Here is an 18825-nt window from a genome sequence, read left to right on the forward strand (position 1 = left end):
GCCACCCTTAGACCAACCGCGACGTCTCGATCGCCGCGCGGACGAAATCGGCGAAGAGCGGGTGGGGCGCGAAGGGTTTGGATTTCAACTCGGGGTGATATTGCACGCCGATGAACCACGGGTGATCGGACCATTCCACGATCTCGGGCAGGCGGCCATCGGGGGACATGCCGGAAAAGGTCAGGCCGCATTTTTCCAGCTGCTCGCGATACTTGGTGTCCACCTCGTAGCGGTGGCGGTGGCGCTCGTCGATATGGGTCGTGCCGTAGACCTGCGCCACGCGGGAGCCCTCCTTGAGCGCCGCGTCATAGGCGCCGAGTCGCATGGTGCCGCCCTTGTCGTCGCTGACCTTGCGCTGCACCTTCTCGTTGCCTTGCACCCATTCCTTGAGGTGGTAGACCACCGGCTCGAACCGTTTATGGCCGGCCTCGTGGTCGAATTCTTCCGAGCCCGCATCCTTCAGCCCGGCGACGTTGCGCGCGGCCTCGATCACCGCCATCTGCATGCCGAGGCAGATGCCCAAGTAGGGGATCTTGCGGGTGCGGGCGAACTCGGCGGCGCGGATCTTGCCCTCGGTGCCGCGCTCGCCGAAGCCGCCGGGCACGAGGATGGCGTGGAAGCCCTCGAGATGGGGGGCGGGGTCTTCGCGCTCGAAAATCTCGGCATCGACCCATTCGACATTGACCTTGACCCGGTTGGCCATGCCGCCATGGATGAGCGCCTCCTTGATGGATTTATAGGCGTCCTCGAGCTGCACGTATTTGCCGACGATGGCGATATTGACCTCGCCGTCGGTGTTGTGGATGCGGTCGACCACGTCCTGCCAGACGGTCAGGTCGGGGCGCGGCGCGGGGCTGATCTGGAACGCGTCGAGCACCGCCTGATCGAGCCCCTCGTGATGATAGGCGAGCGGCGCCTCGTAGATCGACTTTAGGTCATAGGCGGCGACGACATGCTCCTTGCGGACGTTGCAGAAGAGCGCGATCTTTTCGCGTTCCTTGTCGGGGATCGGCTGCTCGGAGCGGCAGACGAGGATGTCGGGGGCGATGCCGATGGATTGGAGTTCCTTGACCGAGTGCTGGGTCGGCTTGGTCTTGAGTTCGCCGGAGGCGGCGAGATAGGGCAGGAGGGTGAGGTGCATGAAGATGCATTGCCCCCGCGCGCGGTCATGGCTGAACTGGCGGATCGCCTCGAAGAACGGCAGCCCCTCGATATCGCCCACGGTGCCGCCGATCTCGCACAGCATGAAATCGACCTCGTCCTCGCCGATCTTGAGGAAGTCCTTGATCTCGTTGGTGACGTGGGGAACCACCTGGATGGTCTTGCCGAGGTAGTCGCCGCGGCGCTCGCGCTCGAGCACGTTGGAATAGATGCGCCCCGAGGAGACGGAATCGGTCAGCCGGGCGGGGACGCCGGTAAAGCGCTCGTAATGGCCGAGGTCGAGATCGGTTTCGGCACCGTCATCGGTGACGAACACCTCGCCATGCTCGAAGGGCGACATGGTGCCGGGATCGACGTTGAGATACGGGTCGAGCTTGCGCAGCCGGACCGAGAAGCCGCGCGCCTGCAAGAGCGCGCCCAACGCCGCCGAAGCGAGCCCCTTGCCGAGCGAGGAAACCACGCCGCCAGTGATGAATATATACCGTGCCCTGGCCATGCGGCCCCCCCGTGATGCTGCGTCTCGTTCGCCGGTCAAAGCCCCGGATGGCCCTTGAGTCGCCACCCGATCACGGGATTTAACCCATAAAGGATTCCGTGCGCCCGCGCAAGACGGACGCTAGATCATGTTGCGGGCGCGCGCGGCACCCGCAATGGTTTGTGGTCAGTCCGCCGTCGGCGTGAGCGGCGCGTCGCTCGAGGGCGGCGGCAGCAGGTCATCGACATTGGGCAGGCCCGGCGCGGCCGGTTCTTCGGCCGCCGGGGTTTCGGTATCGCCCAGCCGGTCAAGCACCGAGACGCCCGAGGATTTCTGCGCCGCGAGCACCGTGAGCGTGAGCGACGTGGCGATAAAGGCCGCCGCGAGGATCCATGTGAGCTTGCCCAGTGCGGTGGCCGCCGCGCGGCCCGAGATGGCGCCACCCCCGCCGCCGCCCATGCCGAGCCCGCCGCCCTCGGAGCGTTGCAGGAGCACCACGCCGATCAGCGAGAGCGCCAGAAGCAGGTGGATGGTCAGGACGACGTTTTCCATGGGGGGCAGGGCCTGTCACTTGATCTCGGTCTGGGCGGTATCTATGCAATTCCACCGAGCGCCGCAACCCGCCTATTCGTCCACGTCATCCATGTCCGCCTGTCCCGAAAGCCTGCGGCGGACGTGGCTCCAGCTCAGCCCGATGCCCAGCACCAACGAAAGCGCCAGCAGCGCGATCCAGATGTTGAGGGTGGGATCCTCGAAGGAGACGATCCCGTGATCCCTGAGCACCCAGATCGCCGAGCCGACGATGGCCAGCACCATGATCATGCCGAACGCCCCGATCGAGCGCAGCGTGGCGCGCAGGTAGATCGTGTAGCCGACCATCAGCAAGAGCCCCAGCAGCACCGCCATCGGCATCTGTGCGCCCGCGTTTGCCTGCGCCCAGGTCAGGTAGTTCCATTCTGTCGGGTTGAAGGTCAGCGCCAGCAGCCCGAAGGCCGCCACCCACCTGGCGAAAAATCCCATGTCACGCCCCCTGCGAAAAATCATTTGTCCCGGTTTTCGCCCGGCGTGGCGTGCCTGTCCAGTGGGCGTGGGCCGAAATTCCGGTTTCGCCCCGCCAATGCCCCCGGTATAGAGGCGCGCGGAAAGCCGCAGGCGTGGGGAGAGATCATGGCCAATGTCGTCGTCGTGGGCGCCCAGTGGGGCGATGAGGGAAAAGGCAAGCTCGTCGATTGGCTGAGCGAGCGCGCCGACGTGATCGCGCGCTTCCAGGGCGGGCACAATGCGGGCCACACGCTGGTCATCGATGGCAAGGTCTACAAGCTGAACGCGCTGCCCTCGGGGGTGGTGCGCGCGGGCAAGCTCAGCGTCATCGGCAACGGCGTGGTGCTCGACCCCTGGCACCTGGTGCAGGAAATCGAGGCGATCCGCGGGCTGGGTGTGACCATTACACCCGAGACGCTGATGGTGGCGGAAAACACGTCCCTCATCCTGCCGATTCACGGCGAGCTTGACCGCGCGCGCGAGGAGGCGGCCAGCAAGGGCACCAAGATCGGCACCACGGGCCGCGGCATCGGCCCCGCCTACGAGGACAAGGTCGGCCGCCGCGCGGTGCGGGTGGCCGATCTCGCCGACGAGGCGACGCTGATCGCGCGGGTGGACCGGGCGCTGCAGCATCATGACCCGCTGCGCCGCGGCCTCGGCATCGAAGCCGTCGATCGCGAGGCGCTGATCGCCCAGCTCATGGAGATCGCGCCGCAGGTGCTGCCCTATGCCGCACCGGTCTGGAAGGTGCTGGGCGAGCAGCGTCGTGCCGGCAAGCGCATCCTGTTCGAGGGCGCGCAGGGCGCGCTTCTCGACATCGATTTCGGCACCTACCCGTTTGTCACCTCGTCGAACGTGATCGCCGGGCAGGCGGCCACCGGCGTCGGGCTGGGCCCCGGCGCGATCGACTACGTGCTGGGCATCGTCAAGGCCTATACCACCCGCGTGGGCGAGGGGCCGTTCCCGACCGAGCTGCACGATGCCGACGGCCAGCGGCTGGGCGAGCGGGGGCGGGAGTTCGGCACCGTGACGGGCCGGCAGCGGCGCTGTGGCTGGTTCGACGCCTGCCTCGTGCGCCAGACCTGCGCCACCTCCGGCGTGAACGGCATCGCTCTGACCAAGCTCGACGTGCTCGACGGGTTCGAGACGCTCAGGATCTGCACGGGCTACGATCTCGACGGTCGTCGGCTCGACTACCTGCCGACGGCGGCTGATGAGCAGGCGCGCTGCACGCCTCTCTACGAGGAGATGGAGGGCTGGAGCGAATCGACGGAGGGCGCGCGGAGCTGGGCCGATCTGCCCGCCGCCGCCATCAAGTACGTGCGCCGGGTCGAGGAGTTGATCGGCTGCCCGGTCGCGCTACTGTCCACCTCACCCGAGCGCGAGGATACGATCCTCGTCACAGATCCGTTCGCCGATTGAGGAGGCAGACATGGCGCTTGGATACAAGGCGCGCAAACGCTGGTCGCTGGTGGTGCTACTGATTGCGCTGCCCGCGTATATCGTCGCCGCCGTCACCCTCACCGACTGGCTGCGCGCGCGGTATGACGGCATGCCCATGCTGATCGAACTGATCGTGTTCGTCGTGCTCGGCGTGGTCTGGATTTTCCCGCTCAAACGCATCTTTATCGGCGTGGGCCAGCCCGACCCGGACGAGCGGCAGGACCGGCCCTGATCTTCATCTTGCCGAAAATATCCAGCCCCCGGCGCAGGTCAAGCCCGCCGCCGGGGGGCTGGCTCAGCCGCGCATCCGGGTGCCGTCGGCGTCGAACAGCGGCTCGGTGAGCAGGCGGGCGGGGCATTTCTCGCCGAGGATCTCGATCTCGGCCTCCAACCCGGGTTCCGCGTCGCCCGCGGGCACCAGCGCCAGCGCGATGGATTTGCCCGCGTGGTGCGAATAGCCGCCCGAGGTGCAGAAGCCGCGCACCTCGCCGTCGATCCAGACCGGTTCGTAGCCGTTCACATCCGCGTCCGTTGCCTTGACTTCGAAGGCGACGAGCGTGCGCGCCGCCCCTGCCGCGCGCTCGGCCTCGGCGGCCGCGCGGCCGATGAAATCGGCGTTCTTCTGCCACGCGATGAAGCGGTCCATGCCGGTCTCGCCGGGGGTGTAGTCGGGCGAGAACTCGCGCAGCCACGCACCGAAGAACCTGTCGAGCCGAAGCGACATCATCGCGCGCATCCCGAAGGGTTTCATGCCGTGGTTCTGCCCTTCGGCCCAGAGCGTGTCCCACAGCGCGCGCTGCGCCATCGGATCGCAATAGATCTCGAACCCCAGATCGCCGGTGAAGCTTACCCGCTGCACGAGGCAATCGACCATGCCGATGGTGACGTGGCGCAGGTCCATGAACCGCATGTCGGCCACGGCGTCGCGGGTGCAGGCCGTCAGCACGTCGCGCGCCTTTGGTCCGGCGATCTGGAAGCCGTTGAGCCGGTCCGAGATGTTTTCGACCTGCACGCCGCCGGCCTCGTTCATCTCGAACCAGCGCATATGCACCGCCTGCGCGCCGTAGGAGGCGGTGAGCTGGAACGCCTCGTCACCCAGGCACGATACGGTGAAATCGCCCCAGAGCCGCCCTTGCGGCGACAGCATGGGCGAGAGTGACAGCCGCCCCGGTTTCGGGATGCGGCCAGCCATGATCCGGTCGAGCCAGTCGCGCGCGTGCGGTCCGGTGACGAGGTATTTGCCGAAATTATGCACCTCGTTGATGCCCACGCCCTCGCGCACCGCCCTGACCTCGCGCGCCGTGGCGTCCCAGGCGTTGGAGCGGCGGAAGGAGGGCGTCTCGAAGCGGGGTTCGTGTCCTTCGGCGAAGTAGTTGACCACCTCCAGCCCGAACTGGTGGCCCCAGACCGCGCCCATCTGATCGAACACGTCATACATCGGCGTCTGGCGGAAGGGCCGGGCGGCGGGCAGTTCCTCGTTGGGGTAGGAGACGGAAAACCGCTTCTGGTAGTTCTCGATCACCTTGGGGCGGGTATAGCCGGGCGTGATCCAGTCGCCGTAGCGGGCCACGTCCATCGCGGTGACGTCGCGCTCGCATTCCCCCTCGATCATCCATTGCGCCAGCATCAGCCCGACGCCGCCGCCCTGAGAAAAGCCTGCCATCACCCCGCAGGCGGACCAGTAGTTGCGCAAGCCCGGCACCGGGCCGACCAGCGGGTTGCCGTCGGGGGCGAAGGTGAAGGGGCCGTGGATCACCGACTTGACGCCCGCGCGCCCCAGCGCCGGGAAGCGGCGGTAGGCGAATTCGATGCTGTCCTCGATCTTGTCGAAATCGTCGGGCAGCAATTCGTGGCCGAATTCCCACGGTGTGCCATCGACCGCCCAGGGCCGGCAGGGCTGCTCGTAAAAGCCGATGCAGAGGCCGCGCCCCTCTTGCCGCAGGTAGCTCTCGCCCGCCGGGTCCATGACGTGGGGGTGCTCGCCGCCGCCGTCGATGATCGCGGCGATCTCGGGCACCTCGTCGGTCACCAGATACTGATGCTCCATCGGGTGCAGGGGCAGGTAGGTGCCCGCCATCGCCCCCACCTCGCGCGCCCAGAGACCGGCGGCGTTGACGACATGCTCGGCATGGATGGTGCCCTTGTCTGTGACCACGTCCCAGGTACCGTCGGGCCGTGGTTTGGTCTCGTGCACCATGCAGTGGGTTTCAATCGTGGCCCCGCCCATGCGCGCGGCCTTGGCATAGGCGTGGGTGGTGCCGGAAGGGTCGAGATGGCCGTCGAGGGGGTCGTAGAGCGCGCCGATGATGCCGTCGGTATTGGTGACGGGGGCGAGGCGCGCGATTTCCTCGGGGCCGACGATGTGGGTGTCGAGGCCCATGTAGCGGTGCTTGGCGCGTTCGGCGAGCAGCATGTCGAAGCGGTCGCGGTTGTCGGCAAGCGTGACGCCGCCGACGTGGTGCAGCCCGCAACTGAGGCCGGTGATCTCTTCCAGTTCCTTGTAGAGGCGGATGGTGTAGCCCTGCAGGGCGGCCATGTTGGTATCGCCGTTGAGCGTGTGAAAGCCCCCCGCCGCGTGCCAGGTGGAGCCGGAGGTGAGATCGGAGCGTTCCACCAACATGACGTCGGACCAGCCGAGTTTCGTCAGGTGGTAGAGAACCGAGGCGCCGACGACGCCGCCGCCGATGACGCAGACGCGGGTGGTGGTTTTCATGGGTGCGGCCTCTTGCGGTTACAGTTTTGCCCAAAGTGGAACGGCTGCGCGGGGCCGCATGTCGGTTTGCGACAGGATGTGTCGTTTCTAATTGGTGGTGGGGGCGGGGCGGCTGCGCCGCGCGTCTTGCAATGATGAGGGGCGCTGCCCCTCACACTCCCCGGGGTATTTCGGCCAACAAGAAACCGCGGGCGTGGTAGCACAGCGACAGGATATGTCGGAGATCGGCAACCGGGCGCGGGGCGCGCGTTTCAGGGTGTCGGGGTGAAAACCCGAGGGACACCCCATGAAGACCCATGCACAGGCCGTCGTGATCGGTGGCGGCGTTATCGGATGCTCGATCCTTTACCACCTTGCCAAGCTGGGGTGGCACGATGTCGTCCTGCTGGAGCGCGACGAGTTGACGAGTGGCAGCACCTGGCACGCCGCGGCCAATATTCACGGGCTGCATGACAGCGCCAATATCAGCCGTTTGCAGCATTACACGATGACCCTTTACAAGGAGCTGGAGGCCGAGACGGGGCAAAGCTGCGGGGTGTTTCAACCCGGATCGCTCTACCTCGCGCAGACCGGGAACCGGGTGCATCAATTGCGCCTGCAAGCGGCGAAGGCCAAGCTTTATGGCATGAATTTCCACGAGATTTCCCGCGGTGAGGCCGAAAAGCTGCACCCGCTGGTGAATTTCGATGGCATCCGCTGCATCATGTACGAGCCCGATGGCGGCAATGTCGATCCGTCGGGCGTGACCAATGCCTACGCGGTGGGGGCGCGGCAGCGGGGGGCGGAGATCCATCGCTTTACCCCCGTGATGGCGACGCTGCCGCAGGCGGATGGGACATGGATCGTCGAGACGCCCAAGGGCAATATCCGCACGCCCTGGGTGATCAACGCGGCGGGGCTGTGGGGCCGGGAGGTGGCCAGGCTGGCGGGGATCGAGCTGCCGCTGCAGCCTACCGAGCACCAGTATTTCGTGACCGAAACCATTGCCGAGATCGCCGGGATGGACCGGCGGTTGCCCTCGGTCGCGGACCGGGATGGCGAGTATTACCTGCGACAGGAGGGCAAGGGCCTGCTGATCGGCGCCTACGAGCGCGACATGCGGTTCTGGGCCGAGGATGGCACGCCGCTCGATTTCGCGCATGACCTGTTTCCCGACGATCTGGAGCGGATCGAGGACAACATGATGCGCGCCATTACCCGCGTGCCGGTGGTGGGCGAGGCGGGGATCAAGCGGGTGATCAACGGGCCGATGATCTGGTCGCCCGATGCCAACGTGATCCTCGGGCCGGTGCCGGAGCTGAAAGGCTATTTCTGCTGTAACGGGATCATCCCCGGCTTTAGCCAATCGGCGGGCATGGGCTGGATGGTGGCCGAGTGGCTGGTCAATGGCGAGATGAAATACGACATGTTCGCCTGGGATGTGGCGCGGTTCGGCCTGTGGGCCAATGACCGCGATTTCGTCAAGGCGAAGGTCAAGGACCAATACGCGCACCGCTTTGCCATCCATTATCCCAACGAGGAGCGCGCGGCGGGCCGCCCGCTGCGGGTGCGGCCCGCCTACGAGATGCAGCGCGAGATGGGCGCGGTGTTTGGCCTCAACTATGGCTGGGAGCATCCGCTGTGGTTCGCGGATGCGTCGGGCACGCAGGACACCAACGGCTTTACCCGGCAGAACTGGTGGGCGCCGGTGGGCGAGGAGTGCAAGATGCTGCGCGACCGCGCCGGGATCATCGACATCTCGAATTTCGCCAAGTACCGCGTCAGGGGACCGGGGGCGGAGGCGTGGCTCAACGCCGTGTTTGCCAACCGGATGCCGCGCGCGGTGGGCCGGTCGTGCCTGACGCCGCTGATTGGTGTGCGCGGCGGGATCGCGGGCGATGCGACGGTGACGCGGCTGGGCGAGGATGAGTTCTGGGTGATCTCTTCGGGCATGGCGGAGCGCTATCACAAGCGGTTTTTGGACGCCGTGCCGTTGCCGGAGGGGACCACGTTCGACAGCCTGACCGAGGCGGTGTGCGGCTTCAACGTGGCGGGGCCCAAGTCGCGCGAGCTGTTGCAGCGGCTGACGAATGTGTCGCTTGAAACCTCGGATTTCCCGTTCATGGCGAGCCGACGGGTCGAGATCGCGGGCGTGGAGTGCGTGGCGATCCGCGTGAGCTTTACCGGCGATCTGGGCTGGGAATTGCATTGCGCAACCGATGATCAGGCGCGGCTTTACGCGGCGCTCATCGAGGCGGGGCGGCCCATGCGCGCGGGGCCGGTGGGCAGCCGCGCGCTGATGAGCCTGCGGCTGGAAAAGGGCTATGGCTCGTGGTCGCGCGAATTCAGCCCCGAATACTGGCCACAGGAGGCGGGGCTGGCCGGGCTGTGCAAGATGGACAAGGATTTCCTCAACAAAGCGGCGTTGGAGCAGGTGATCGGCAATGCCCCGCGTGAGCGGCTGGTGATGCTGGCGCTGAACGAGGCGGACGTGACCGCGTCGAACGCCGATGCCACGGGCGGTGAGCCGATTTTCAAGGACGGTGTGGGCGTGGGGCGCGTGACCTCGGGGGCCTATGGCTATTCGGTGGGGATGAGCCTGGCGCTGGGCTACGTGTCCGATGCCGAGCCGGGCGACGCGGTCGAGGTGATGGTGCTGGGACAGCCGCACCGCGCGCGCATCCTGCACGAGGCACCGTTCGATCCTAAGGGGGCGCGGCTGCGGGCGTGAGACGACCGTAACCGGATCGAGGGGGCGGCTGGCCCGGAGCGGACGGTCTGCCCAAGGGTAAAGGAGGCGCGCAACGGGGGCCGGGCGCCGGGTGACAGCGCCTGGCGAGACCGCGACCGTTTCGCAACGTTCACCATCTGTTCACAATTTCGGCTTGGACGACTCGCCGCTCTCCTCTATGTCATGGGCGGTGACAACGGGGGCTGCGGCATGGCCGAACTCAGGACGATCTCGGTGCGCGGTGCGCGCGAGCACAATCTCAAGAGCATCGACGTGGACATTCCGCGCGATCAGCTCGTAGTGATTACCGGGCTGTCGGGCTCGGGCAAGTCGTCGCTGGCGTTTGATACCATCTATGCAGAGGGGCAGCGGCGCTACGTCGAATCGCTCTCGGCCTATGCGCGGCAGTTCCTCGACATGATGGAAAAGCCGGACGTGGATCATATCAGTGGGCTCAGCCCGGCGATTTCCATCGAGCAGAAGACCACGTCGAAGAACCCGCGCTCTACCGTCGGCACGGTGACGGAAATCTACGATTACATGCGGCTGCTGTTCGCCCGCGTCGGCACGCCCTATTCACCGGCCACCGGCCTGCCCATCGAGGCGCAGCAGGTGCAGGACATGGTGGATCGGGTGATGGCGATGGAGGCGGGCACGCGCGGCTATCTGCTGGCGCCGATCGTGCGCGACCGCAAGGGTGAGTACCGCAAGGAATTCCTCGAACTGCGCAAGCAGGGCTTTCAGCGGGTGAAGGTGGATGGCGCGTTTTACGAGCTGGACGAGCCGCCCACGCTCGACAAGAAATTCCGCCACGATATCGACGTGGTGGTGGACCGGCTGGTGGTGAAAGAGGGGCTGGAGACACGGCTTGCCGACAGTTTCCGCACCGCGCTCGATCTGGCCGACGGCATCGCCGTGCTGGAGACCGCCCCGCGCGAGGGCGAGCCGGAGCGGATCACGTTTTCCGAGAATTTCGCCTGTCCGGTCAGTGGCTTCACCATTCCCGAGATCGAACCGCGGCTGTTTTCGTTCAACGCACCGTTCGGGGCCTGCCCCGATTGCGGGGGGCTGGGGGCCGAGCTGTTTTTCGACGAGAAACTCGTGGTGCCCGACGAGGCGCTGCGCGTGGGTGATGGGGCCATCGCGCCCTGGCGCAAGGGCAAATCGCCCTATTTTACCCAGACCATCAACGCCATTGCGAAACATTACGAGTTCGACAAGGCGACCCCGTGGAAGGATCTGCCCGCGCATGTGAAGCAGGTGTTCCTGTATGGCTCGGGCGAGGAGGAAATCCGCTTTCGCTATGACGAGGGCGGGCGCGTCTACCAGGTGAGCCGGGTGTTCGAGGGGGTGATCCCCAACATGGAGCGGCGCTATCGCGAGACCGATAGCGCGTGGGTTCGCGAGGAATTCGAGCGCTACCAGAACAACCGCCCCTGCGGCACCTGCGGCGGCCATCGTCTGCGCCCCGAGGCGCTGGCGGTGCGGATCGCGGATCTGCATGTGGGGCAGGTGGTGCAGATGTCGATCCGCGAGGCGCATGACTGGTGCGCGACGGTGCCCGACCATCTCACGGTGCAGAAGAACGAGATCGCCCGTGCCATCCTCAAGGAAATCCGCGAGCGGCTGGGGTTCCTCGTCAACGTGGGGCTCGATTACCTGACGCTGAGCCGCAACGCGGGCACGCTGTCGGGCGGCGAGAGCCAGCGTATCCGGCTGGCAAGCCAGATCGGCTCTGGCCTCACCGGTGTGCTCTACGTGCTCGACGAGCCCTCGATCGGGCTGCATCAGCGCGATAACGGGCGGCTGTTGCAGACGCTCAGGAACCTGCGCGACCAGGGCAACACGGTGATCGTGGTCGAGCATGACGAGGAGGCCATCCGCACCGCCGATTACGTCTTTGACATCGGGCCCGGGGCGGGCGTGCACGGGGGGCGCGTGGTGAGCCACGGCACGCCGGATGCGGTGGCCGCCGATCCGGCGTCGATCACCGGGCAATACCTGGCGGGCACCCGCGAGATCGCCGTGCCGTCCAAGCGGCGCAAGGGCAACCGCAAGAAGCTGACCGTGGTGCGCGCCACCGGCAACAACCTCAAGGACATGACGGCCGAGTTTCCGCTGGGCAGGTTTGTCTGTGTTACCGGCGTGTCGGGCGGGGGCAAATCGACGCTGACCATCGAGACGCTGTTCAAGACCGCCTCGATGCGATTGAACGGCGCGCGGCAGACGCCGGCGCCGTGCGAGACGATCAAGGGGCTGGAGCATCTCGACAAGGTGATCGACATCGACCAGCGCCCCATCGGGCGCACGCCGCGGTCGAACCCCGCGACCTATACCGGGGCGTTCACGCCGATCCGCGACTGGTTTGCCGGGTTGCCCGAGGCCAAGGCGCGCGGCTACAAGCCCGGGCGCTTCAGCTTCAACGTCAAGGGTGGGCGCTGCGAGGCGTGCCAGGGCGACGGGCTCATCAAGATCGAGATGCATTTCCTGCCGGATGTCTATGTCGAATGCGAGACCTGCAAGGGTGCGCGCTACAACCGCGAGACATTGGAAATTCGTTTCAAAGGCAAAAGCATAGCGGACGTTCTTGATATGACGGTTGAAGAAGCGCAGGAGTTTTTCCGGGCGGTGCCGTCGATCCGCGAGAAGATGGACGCGCTGGCGCGCGTGGGCCTCGGCTATATCAAGGTGGGCCAGCCGGCGACGACGCTCTCGGGGGGCGAGGCGCAGCGGGTGAAGCTATCCAAGGAATTGGCCAAGCGCTCCACGGGGCGCACGCTCTATATCCTCGACGAGCCGACGACGGGGTTGCATTTCGAGGATGTGAAGAAGCTGCTGGAAGTGCTGCACGAACTGGTCGAGGCGGGCAACACCGTGGTGGTGATCGAGCACAATCTCGACGTCATCAAGACCGCCGACCACATCATCGACATCGGCCCCGAGGGCGGTGATGGCGGTGGCGAGATCGTGGCCACCGGCACGCCGGAGGAGGTAGCGCAGGTCGAGCGCAGCCATACCGGGCGCTACCTCAAGGATATGCTGGCGGCGCGCCGGGTGGCAGCGGAATAGCGGCAGTCGCCACAAATGGATCGAAATTCAAAACAAATACAAATAGGTCAATAACGTAAGTGATGACGTGTGCACTAAGTGTGCAACGTGAAATCGCCTTTCTGCGCGCTCCGCCCTGCGCTTGGCGGGTGCGATCATTCAGTCCATTTGACGTTCGCTTGAACCCGTGAATTCACATTCATACCAGATCCTTTCATCGGGTAGCGCGCTGTGTTGAAAGCAGGGATTTGACTTGGCCTTTCACGGCTGCGGATCGCTTGCGACCCTGACGCTCAGGGCAATGTGGCACCGTTCATGAGCAGATCAGATCGCCTTGACGGCCTTGGTCAGAAGGTCGCGGACCTGGCCTGCGACAGCGGTCAATTCGCCGTTATTGATCGCCTGCATCGAGGCCACCGGGTCGATTGCGCTGACCTCGACCCCGCCGTCCACCTCTCGCAGGATCACGTTGCAGGGTAGCATCGCACCGACGCGCGGCTCCATCCCGATGGCTTCATGGGCCATCTTCGGGTTGCAGGCGCCGAGGATCCGGTAGGCCGGCATCTCGACGTCGAGTTTCTTTTTCATCGTCGCTTGCACGTCAATCTCGGTCAGAACGCCAAATCCGTTGTCGGCCAGCGCGGCGTGCGTGCGGTCGGCGATGTCTTGGAAGGACACCCCATCGGAGGTACGGTTGATCGTATAGGTCATTGCAGCATCCTTTCAGTCGGAATCATCGACCGCGTGGCCGGGCCGATGTCGGGGAGAGTGTTTGGGTGGGCCACATCCGGCACAAGGTCCGCACTCTGAAGCGGTTTCCCTTTTTGCCATGGTATCCCTGATTGCAGCGCACAGGGTGATCCAGATCAGTGTGCGTTCCAGTCTCTTCCGATTTGATGTGGTCAGAGCGGCCTTTGCCGCCACATTCAAGGAGATGTCGGATGAAACACGGGATAGCAGCACGGTCGGCGACCCTGGCCACCGCGGCGGCCCTGACGGCCACCACGGCCATGGCGCAAGTCGGTGAAATGCCCAACCGGGATGCCCTCTTCTATCACGGGCACGGTATGATGTGGGGCGGTGGTCAATGGGGAGGATTCGGAATGGTAATTGGTCCGATCCTGATGATCCTGATCTTGGTCGCGATCGTCGTTGGCGCGATCTACGTCCTGCGGCTCTTCGGCGCGAACGGCAATGGCCAGCCGGTACATGATCGGGCGCTGATGTTGCTCAAGGAGCGCTATGCAAAGGGTGAAATCGACACCAAGGAATTTGAAGAGCGCAAGGAATTGCTGGCGCACTGATCGATGTCAATCCGGCGGGAATTTCGATCTGCCAGGCTTCGGGTGTCATGGATTTGTTCTTTCGCAGCCGGTCCGAAAACGGGAAACACGCGAGACGAGGGGACAGCTTGTCTCACGTGTTTCTGGCTCACTCGTACTGGTACTTGCCCACAGATGCCCGGTGGACCTTCAGTCTATAGCCCCGCCGTCATCGAGCCACACTGATACAGGTTGGTCTGCGCCGGTGAATCCGGAAGTTTTTGGGCCGGAGTTGTTGTCTTGGCCGGTTTTCGCCTTGTCGGGCAGGACACGCGTTCCGGCCCGGCCCTCCAGGATCGCGCGCGCGTCTGTCAGTTGCCCAATGCCGGCAAGCTTGCCGCTGGCCCGAGCAAAGGCGATGGCGGCACCGACCTTCGGCCCCATCGATCCCGGCGCGAGTTCGAGGTCTTCGAGCGCCTCGGGTGTCGCGTCGCCAATCGCGCTCTGATCGTCGCTGCCATAGTGACGGAAGACCGCCGGCACATCGGTCAGCAGCAGGAGCGCGTCCGCGCCCAGCCCCAAGGCCAGCAGGGCCGCCGTTCGATCTTTGTCGATCACGGCTTCGACGCCAGTCATCTCTCCTTCCGTGTTTCGCACGACGGGAATGCCACCGCCCCCGGCGCAGATCACGGTGTGCCCGGCGTCCAGAAGCACCTTGATGGCGTCCAGTCCCACGATCCTGAGAGGCAGCGGCGAGGGAACGACGCGACGGTGGCCGCCGGACGCCTCGGTGATCATGGCCCAGCCATGATCTTGCGCTGCCTGCTCTGCCTCGGCCTCTGTGTAGACGGGGCCAATAGGCTTGCTTGGGGTCTCAAAGGCGGGGTCATTCGCGTCCACCTCTACCCGGCTCAGCAGGGTGGCGCATTGCGATCCGTCGGGCAGGGCGTTCATAAGCTCTTGCTCGATCAGATATCCGATCATGCCCTCGGTTTCTGCGCCCAGCACATCCAGCGGCCAGGGCCGGGCCGGATCGTAGGCCGCCCCTTGCAGCGCCAGCAGGCCGACCTGAGGCCCATTGCCATGCGCCACGACGATCTGATGATCGCGGGCCAGGTCCGCCAGCGCCGTTGCCGCGATCCGAACGTTCGTGTGTTGCGCAGCGACGGTCATCGGCTCCCCCCGCTGCAAAAGCGCATTGCCGCCAAGGGCCACCACCACCCGCATCTCAGGACCCCATCGTGGCGACAAGAACGGCCTTGATCGTGTGCATCCGGTTCTCTGCCTGATCAAAGACGACTGACGCGTGGGATTCGAAGACGTCGTCGGTCACCTCCATGCAGTCGATCCTGAATTTCTGGTAGGTATCTTCGCCGACCTGCGTGTCACGGTTGTGGAAGGCGGGCAGGCAATGGAGGAACTTGGCGTAGGGATTTCCGGTCATTTCTATCACCTTGGTGTTGACCTGATAGGGCGAGAGAAGGGCGATCCGTTCCTCCCAGACCGTGTCGGGCTCGCCCATGGAGACCCAGACATCGGTATAGACGAAATCGGCCCCTTGCAGCCCTTCGGCGTGTTTTTCGGTCAAGGTGATCCGCGCGCCCGTTGTCTCTGCGATCTTGCGGCACCGCGTGACGAGGTCCGTGTCGGGCCAGCAGCTGTGCGGGCCGCACAGGCGCAGGTCCATGCCGATCAGGGCCGCGCCCACCAGAAGCGAGGCGGCGGTGTTGTTTCCCACGTCGCCCATGAAACAGACGGCGATGTCGGACAGGTGCTTTTGTGTGAACTCGCGCATCGTCATCAGGTCAGCGAGGATCTGTGTCGGGTGGAAATCGTCTGTCAGTCCGTTAAACACCGGAACGCCAGAAAACTCTGCCAGCGCCTCGGCGTCCTTGTGGCCAAAGCCGCGATATTCGATTCCATCGTAGAACCTGCCGAGTACGCGGGCCGTGTCCTTGATCGACTCCTTATGGCCGATATGGCTGCCCGACGGCCCGAGATATGTAACATGCGCGCCTTGGTCGTAGGCCGCGACCTCAAACCCGCTGCGTGTGCGAGTGCTGTCCTTCTCGAAGATCAGAGCAATGTTCTTGCCTTTCAGTTGGGGCCTCTCATAGCCCCCGTTCTTGGCCATCTTCAGGCTGACCGCCAGCTGCAGAAGATGACGGATCTCGGCCGGTGAAAAGTCGAAGAGTGTCAAGAAACTGCGTCCGCTAAGGTTTTGTGGCATCAGGTCGTCCTCAAATGGGGTCGCGGATCAGGGGGCAGGTCATGCAATGTGACCCGCCGCGTCCGCGGCCAAGCTCTGATCCGGGGATGGTGATGACCTCGACACCCGCCTTGCGCAGGAGGGTGTTGGAGTAGACGTTGCGCTCGTATCCAACGACGACTCCGGGCTCCAGACACAGAAGGTTGTTGGCGTCGTCCCATTGTTCACGGGCGGATTCATAGGCATCGCCGCCCGTGGGCACGGTGCGCAATTTCTTGAGTCCGAGTGCTGTGGCCACGACCTGCAGAAACGGTTTCGTCTCGGTCTCTACCGCGATGTCATCGCCCTTGCCGGGGCGCAGGCTGTAGCACCGGATGGCGTCGGTCACCTTGGCAAAGATCGTGACGAGATCGCGGTCGCAGAAGGTGAAGACCGTATCGAGATGCATGGATCCGCGCGCGCGGGGAAACTGGCAGGCGATGACACGGGTGGCACCGCCTCCGGCGAACAGGCCGCGCGCAACCTGGCCGACGGCCTGCGGTGTCGTGCGCTCGCCCATGCCGATCAGGACGGTGCCGTCGCCAATGGGCATGACGTCCCCGCCTTCGACTGTTGCCGGGCCATGATCCTGCTTTGGGTCGCCCCACCAGACGGGAAAGCCCGCATCCTTGAAATCGGGGTGAAAGCGATAAATGGCAGCGAGGTTCAGCGTCTCGAGCCGCCGCGCGGGCCAGTGCATCGGGTTCAGCGTGACGCCGCCATATATCCAGCAGGTCGTGTCCCGGGTGAAGATGTGGTTGGGCAGCGGTGGCAGGATGAAATCGGCGGGTTCCAGCATCGGGGCCAGCACGCCCTTGACCGGGATTGGCAGTTCGGCCCGGCTCATGCCGCCGGTCAGGATGGTCGACAGCAGGTCGGCATCGACCTCCATCAGGTGCGCCAGCAGGTCATCGGCCAGACCTACGCCTACGGCGTTGTCACTGATCCGCGCCTCGAGCAGCCATCGGCGGGCGTCCATGTCTTTCAGCGTTTCCATCAGCAACTGGCGCAGGAACACGACCTCGACCCCGCGATTGCGCATCGCATCGACAAAGGTCATGTGTTCGATCCGCGCCTGTTTCACCCAGATCACATCATCAAACAGCAGCTCGGCACAGTTGGCGGGCGTCAGTCGAGCCATGGCGGCACCGGGCTTGCTAACCATGACGCGGCGCAGTTTGCCCGCCTCGGAATGGACGCCGTAGGTCATGCTCATGTTGGGGCTCCTTGCAGCACAACGCCAAGGCTGAGAACTGCCATGACAATGATTGTGAGGCCCAGCAGCACCGGCCAGACGAAGCGCAGCCAGCGTTCATAGGGCACCCGCCCGATGGCGAGGCCGCCCATGACAACCGCAGAGGTGGGGGTGACCAGATTGACCACGCCTTCTGCCGACTGGAACGCGGTCACCACAAGGCTGCGAGAGACCCCGGCAAAGTCGCCGACGGGGGCAAGGATCGGCATGGACAGGACGGCAAGGCCCGAGGTCGAGGGCACGAAGAACGACAGGACGATCTGAATCCAGTACATCACGTTGATGAAGATGACCTCGTTCAAGCCCGCGACGGTACCTTCGGCCCAGTGCAGGATCGTGTCGGTGATGTGGCCCGCATCCATCACAACGACGATGCCGCGCGCAAGCCCGATGATCAACGCCACGCCCAGCAGGTCGCGCGCGCCGCTGACGAACGAGTCAACCAATCCCTTTTCGCCCAAGCGCCCCACGATACCGATGCCAATGCCGGCAAACAGGAACAGCCCGCTCATCTCGGCCATCCACCAGCCCCCCAACGAGACACCCCAGATCATCACCGCGAAGGTCGCGCCGAAGAGCAGCAGGACGATCTTGTGCAAACCGGTGAAGTCGCTGGCTCCGGCCTCTGCGGTGGTTCGGAAATGCGCCTCGTTCTCGGTCTTCCTGTCGAAGACCAGCGACCGTGACGGGTCGGCCTTGATCCGTGAGGCATAGCGCATGACGTATGTGACGGTCGCGGCGAAGGTGAGCGCAAGCAGGACCAGCCGCAGCATCAGCCCGTCCGTGAAAGACACCCCGGCCGCGTCCGACGCGATCACGGTCGAAAAGGCGTTCACGGTCGAGCCGAGCACGCCCACCCCGGCGCCCAGCAGGATCACCGCCACAGCCGTCAGCGCGTCATAGCCTGCCGCGATCATGACCGGTGTCAGGATGACATAAAAGGCCAGCGTCTCTTCGGCCATGCCATAGGTAGAGCCGCCGACCGCGAAGAGCCCCATGAGGATCGGAATCATCCATTTTTCCCGCCCTTTAAGCCGCGCCATCGCGCGCTTGATGCCCGCGTCGATCGCACCGGTGGCCGTCACCACGCCGATGAAACCGCCGATCATGAGGACGAACAACGCGACGTCGATGGCATTGGCCGTGTAGCTGCTCGGATCGTAAAATCCGGCGATGGGGGCCAGGATGACGTCGAACACGCCCTGCGGATTGGCCTCGGTGGGCGCGTAGGTTCCCGCCACAGGAACGTCCTTGCCGAGCGCCTCGGAAGCCACGCGCTCGTACTGGCCGGCCGGGATTACCCATGTCAGGCCCGCGATGATCACGATCAGGGCGAAAAGAATGGTATAGGCTGAAGGGAAGTGGAAACGGGAGCTGCGTTCTGCAGGTGTCGTTTTGGTAGGGGTCATGATTGCGTCCTTTTCCTGTCCGGCCATGAAAAAGAACCGGTGGCCACCGTCATCTTGATC

Annotated in this window: 14 protein-coding genes; 5 read left to right on the forward strand and 9 right to left on the reverse strand. The window is 64.8% G+C overall.

Annotated elements, in window-relative coordinates; translation table 11 throughout:
• Positions 1–7 precede the first annotated feature (7 nt).
• The 3 genes from AC13D8_RS11635 to AC13D8_RS11645 all read right to left on the reverse strand — a co-directional run bounded on the left by AC13D8_RS11635 (position 8) and on the right by AC13D8_RS11645 (position 2656).
• Positions 8–1657, reverse strand: a complete 1650-nt coding sequence (locus AC13D8_RS11635; protein ID WP_482968977.1) for a CTP synthase — start codon at positions 1655–1657, stop codon at positions 8–10.
• A gap of 165 nt (positions 1658–1822) precedes the next feature.
• Positions 1823–2188 carry a preprotein translocase subunit SecG gene (secG, locus tag AC13D8_RS11640; protein ID WP_129431812.1) on the reverse strand — a complete coding sequence of 122 codons (366 nt, stop codon included), beginning with the start codon at positions 2186–2188 and terminating at the stop codon, positions 1823–1825.
• Between the two features lie 72 nt (positions 2189–2260).
• Entirely contained in the window at positions 2261–2656 is a 396-nt protein-coding gene (locus AC13D8_RS11645; RefSeq protein WP_104020317.1) for a DUF6524 family protein, read from the reverse strand.
• 147 nt (positions 2657–2803) lie between these two features.
• Between AC13D8_RS11645 and AC13D8_RS11650 the strand changes: the two genes are divergently transcribed.
• Positions 2804–4099 (forward strand): adenylosuccinate synthase, encoded by a 1296-nt coding sequence (locus AC13D8_RS11650; RefSeq protein WP_482968978.1) that lies wholly within the window; start codon positions 2804–2806, stop codon positions 4097–4099.
• A gap of 10 nt (positions 4100–4109) precedes the next feature.
• Positions 4110–4352 carry a DUF2842 domain-containing protein gene (locus tag AC13D8_RS11655; protein WP_482968979.1) on the forward strand — a complete coding sequence of 81 codons (243 nt, stop codon included), beginning with the start codon at positions 4110–4112 and terminating at the stop codon, positions 4350–4352.
• Positions 4353–4415: 63 nt separating this feature from the next.
• Here the strand turns inward: AC13D8_RS11655 and AC13D8_RS11660 are convergent, their stop codons facing one another.
• Complete coding sequence (locus tag AC13D8_RS11660) at positions 4416–6833, reverse strand: GcvT family protein (RefSeq protein ID WP_482968980.1); 2418 nt, start codon at positions 6831–6833, stop codon at positions 4416–4418.
• A gap of 286 nt (positions 6834–7119) precedes the next feature.
• Between AC13D8_RS11660 and AC13D8_RS11665 the strand changes: the two genes are divergently transcribed.
• Both AC13D8_RS11665 and uvrA read left to right on the forward strand, forming a co-directional pair.
• Entirely contained in the window at positions 7120–9543 is a 2424-nt protein-coding gene (locus AC13D8_RS11665; RefSeq protein ID WP_482968981.1) for a GcvT family protein, read from the forward strand.
• Positions 9544–9753: 210 nt separating this feature from the next.
• On the forward strand, positions 9754–12612 hold the full coding sequence (gene uvrA / locus AC13D8_RS11670) for an excinuclease ABC subunit UvrA (RefSeq protein WP_129431817.1): 2859 nt from the start codon (positions 9754–9756) through the stop codon (positions 12610–12612).
• A gap of 303 nt (positions 12613–12915) precedes the next feature.
• Here the strand turns inward: uvrA and AC13D8_RS11675 are convergent, their stop codons facing one another.
• Positions 12916–13302 (reverse strand): DUF302 domain-containing protein, encoded by a 387-nt coding sequence (locus AC13D8_RS11675; RefSeq protein ID WP_482968982.1) that lies wholly within the window; start codon positions 13300–13302, stop codon positions 12916–12918.
• A gap of 230 nt (positions 13303–13532) precedes the next feature.
• Between AC13D8_RS11675 and AC13D8_RS11680 the strand changes: the two genes are divergently transcribed.
• Positions 13533–13895, forward strand: a complete 363-nt coding sequence (locus AC13D8_RS11680) for an SHOCT domain-containing protein (RefSeq protein ID WP_482968983.1) — start codon at positions 13533–13535, stop codon at positions 13893–13895.
• Between the two features lie 168 nt (positions 13896–14063).
• Here the strand turns inward: AC13D8_RS11680 and arcC are convergent, their stop codons facing one another.
• The 4 genes from arcC to AC13D8_RS11700 are packed head-to-tail and all read right to left on the reverse strand — an operon-like array spanning position 14064 to position 18765.
• Complete coding sequence (gene arcC, locus AC13D8_RS11685) at positions 14064–15080, reverse strand: carbamate kinase (RefSeq protein WP_482968984.1); 1017 nt, start codon at positions 15078–15080, stop codon at positions 14064–14066.
• Position 15081: 1 nt separating this feature from the next.
• Entirely contained in the window at positions 15082–16083 is a 1002-nt protein-coding gene (gene argF, locus AC13D8_RS11690) for an ornithine carbamoyltransferase (RefSeq protein ID WP_482968985.1), read from the reverse strand.
• Positions 16084–16093: 10 nt separating this feature from the next.
• A complete protein-coding gene (locus tag AC13D8_RS11695; protein ID WP_482968986.1) occupies positions 16094–17317 on the reverse strand; it encodes an arginine deiminase in 1224 nt (407 codons plus the stop codon).
• Positions 17314–18765 (reverse strand): YfcC family protein, encoded by a 1452-nt coding sequence (locus tag AC13D8_RS11700; protein WP_482968987.1) that lies wholly within the window; start codon positions 18763–18765, stop codon positions 17314–17316. Before AC13D8_RS11700 ends, AC13D8_RS11695 begins: the two co-directional genes overlap by 4 nt.
• Between the last annotated feature and the right edge of the window lie 60 nt (positions 18766–18825).

Source organism: Roseovarius sp. B-10, assembly GCF_056859295.1.